The organism is uncultured Aquincola sp., assembly GCF_964001545.1.
Lineage (GTDB): Bacteria > Pseudomonadota > Gammaproteobacteria > Burkholderiales > Burkholderiaceae_C > Aquincola.
The window spans coordinates 1-2,929 of sequence record NZ_CAXFDV010000685.1 but is presented as its reverse complement, the minus strand read 5'-3'; the positions used below and the strand labels follow the sequence as shown (position 1 = coordinate 2,929).

4 protein-coding genes and 1 pseudogene are annotated in these 2,929 nt (G+C 69.1%); 2 read left to right on the top strand and 3 right to left on the bottom strand.

Annotated elements, in window-relative coordinates; all coding sequences use genetic code 11:
• Both ABNT58_RS24070 and ABNT58_RS24065 read left to right on the top strand, forming a co-directional pair.
• Positions 1-439 (top strand): methyl-accepting chemotaxis protein (locus ABNT58_RS24070; protein ID WP_348755928.1); only part of this gene is annotated, 439 nt, incomplete at its 5' end.
• A gap of 127 nt (positions 440-566) precedes the next feature.
• Entirely contained in the window at positions 567-773 is a 207-nt protein-coding gene (locus ABNT58_RS24065; protein WP_348755927.1) for a hypothetical protein, read from the top strand.
• A gap of 20 nt (positions 774-793) precedes the next feature.
• Here the strand turns inward: ABNT58_RS24065 and ABNT58_RS24060 are convergent, their stop codons facing one another.
• From ABNT58_RS24060 to ABNT58_RS24050, 3 genes and pseudogenes are all read right to left on the bottom strand, one after another.
• Entirely contained in the window at positions 794-2,047 is a 1,254-nt protein-coding gene (locus ABNT58_RS24060; protein WP_348755926.1) for a type II toxin-antitoxin system HipA family toxin, read from the bottom strand.
• Positions 2,028-2,312: a helix-turn-helix transcriptional regulator gene (locus tag ABNT58_RS24055; protein ID WP_348755925.1), complete on the bottom strand. Its 285-nt coding sequence runs from the start codon at positions 2,310-2,312 to the stop codon at positions 2,028-2,030. The genes ABNT58_RS24060 and ABNT58_RS24055 overlap by 20 nt, the downstream gene beginning before the upstream one ends.
• Positions 2,313-2,370: 58 nt before the next feature.
• Positions 2,371-2,929, bottom strand: a pseudogene (locus ABNT58_RS24050) (DSD1 family PLP-dependent enzyme); the annotation flags it as partial.

Here is a 2,929-nt window from a genome sequence, read left to right as displayed (position 1 = left end):
TTTCCAGACCAACATCCTGGCGCTGAACGCGGCGGTGGAAGCCGCCCGCGCCGGCGAGCAGGGCCGCGGCTTTGCCGTGGTGGCCGGCGAGGTGCGCACGCTGGCCCAGCGCAGCGCCGAGGCGGCCAAGGAGATCAAGAGCCTGATCGGCGCCAGCGTCGAGCGGGTGGAAAGCGGCTCGCAGCTGGTGACGCAGGCGGGCGCCGCCATGAAGGAAATCGTTGATCGGGTCAAGCATGTCACCGACACCATCGGCGAGATCACCCATGCCACGGCCGAGCAAAGCTCAGGCATCGGCCAGGTGAACACCGCCGTGGCCCAGCTGGACCAGATGACGCAGCAGAACGCGGCGCTGGTGGAACAGTCCACCGCCGCCGCCGAGAGCCTGAAGGACCAGGCGCAGCGGCTGGCCGGGGTGGTGCAGGTCTTTCGCCTGTAAACCCGGGTAAAGCGCCCCCCACGCATGAAGGGTCCCCCTCCAAGGGGGGTCGGGGGGCTGCGCAAAACGCCCTTGCGCGCCTAGCATGGCGGTGCCAGCCCCCTGGTGCTTCACCACCCCCGCCGCCATGCAACCTCAACCTCTTCCGCCCGAAGCCGCCCGCGTGCTGGCCGAAGCCGCCCAGGCCGCCGAGCAGCTCAACCAGTTGAGCACCCAGCTGCAGCTGCTGGCCATGGCGCTGGACGAGCTGACCACCGTCACCGACCCCGTCGTGCAGGCCCAGCTGGCCGCCACGGCCGATGCGGTGATTGCCAAGGCCAGGCGGGTCGGCTGATCCGCCGTGTGCCCGCCGGTTCAGCGGGCCAGCAGCATCCCCTCTTCCCACACGCCGCGCATCTTGTCCACGAGGCCCGTGGGCATGCGTTCGTCGACCTGCACCACCTGCAAGGTCTCGCTCATGCCCTGGGCGATGGCTCGCAGCACCGCCATTGGCTGGCTGACGCCACAGACACGACGCCCGAAATCGACCAGCTCAGCCTGCGTGGGGTAAGTGCGCGTGGCATGCCGACCGGCCCACAGCTTCAACGCCATCGTGTGATCCTGCAGCTCAGGTCCGCCGGGGTATCGCGTGTAGGTGTAGACCGTGGTCGTCACCACATCGAACATCGGCGCCAGCCAGATGTCGCGGCTGCTGCGGTACAGCACGCCAAAGTTCTTCAAGTGCGCATCGCCGTTACGCACCATGGCTGAAAATGCCACCTGCGCAAAGAACCTCTCCAGGTTGTCGCTGTGCAATTGCAGCTGGCGCAGCAGTTCGGCCACGCGCTGGTAACTGCCCTGGTACTTGCGGTCCGACAGCACATCACGCACACGCAGGCCGGCGAGCGCCGCGATGTCCTCGAAGCCCAGCCGCTCCAGCCGGCCATCATCGTGGGTCACCATGTCGAAGCGGTCCAGTACCAGCATCTGGCCGTCGTCCGACAGGGCGAAGCCCGGCACGTCGATGCCCGCGCGCCGGGCCGCCGTCAGGCACATGAACTCATTGGCCGCCAAGCCGGGATAGGCCGGGCTGGCCGCCTTCACGATCAGCGAAGGGATGGGCACCGTGGCGCGGTCCGGCACCATGATCTTGGGCTGCAGGCCGGCGATACCGGCACCGGTGCTCAGGTAGGCCGCCACCAGGTCGTCGAACACCTGCGGCGTGTAGCGGGTCTTCAGCAATGCAGCCTTGCCCATGGGCGGGGGCGGCGCAGCGTCGGCCGCGCCGGGCAGGCGATACCCGAGGCGTCCGATGCCGTTGCGGCCCACCAGGGCCAGCAGGTGCATCGGGGTCATCGGCTGCTTGGGGAACAGCTGGCGGATGCGCATGAACAGATCGCCCTCTGGCAGGTTCTGGTCCATGGGCGCAAACAGGTCGCCGTCCTGCCAGGTCAGGCGCTCGTCAGGCGGCATCAGCAAGGCCACCGCGGGCTGGTCGCCCGTGGGGTCGAGGTAGCGGAACTCGTAGCCGGACGTCTTCAGCAACTGGCCAGCCGCCGACCCATCGCCGATGGACACCTCCAGCGCACGCAACCGGGCCGGCAGCGGCTCAAGGGGTGTCGACGTCATCGGAGTCCTCGTCCATCTGGAAGCGCCGGGCCACCTCAGCGGCCGTCGGCAATCCCACCGGCTCCAGCCGCAGCGCCAGGCCCAGCGCAGCCATCACCGCCAGCAGCGACGAGACGGTGCTGTCTTCGCCCGCCTCCAGGCGATAGACCACCTCGCGCACTTTGCCAGCGCGCTGTGCCAGCTGGGATTTGCTCAGGCGCAGCGCTTGGCGGCGGGCCGCAAGCTGGCGGCCCAACTCATCGGGCAGACGTACGGTGCCAGTCATGGCTGACAGTTTGGCTCAGCAGCGCCAAAATTGCCAGCCATAACTTGCAATTTGGGGGTTACCAACCGTGGAACCGCCCCCAGGCCGCCAGACCGCCCTCCGGCGCCAAGGCCTGGTATTGCGGAAACTGCGCCCCGGTGGCGCAGGCGTGGTTGGGCAGGACGCGCAGGCGGGTGCCGATGGGCAGGCGGGCCACCACGTCTGACGCAGTGCCTTCGGCCAGCGACACGATGCCGTGCTCCTGGTTGGCCGATGACAGCAGCCAGCCGGGCATCGGCCTGCCGTCCAGCGTGCACACCTGGCCGTAGCCGAAGTCCTGCGCCTGCTTGCCGGTGCCGCGGTCGCGGCTCATCGCCATCCAGCCGGCATCCACGATGGCCCAGCCCTTGTCGGCCTGGTGGCCGATCACGGTGGTGAGCACGCTCAGCGCGATGTCGCCTTCGCTGCACACGCCCACGTTGCGCATCACCAGGTCGAACAACACATACACGCCGGCCCGCAGCTCGGTCACGCCCTGCAGCGACTGGGCGGCCAGCGCCGTGGGCGTGGAGCCCACCGAGACCACCGGGCACGGCAGCCCCGCCGCACGCAGGCGTTCGGCCGCGCGCACGCAGCCG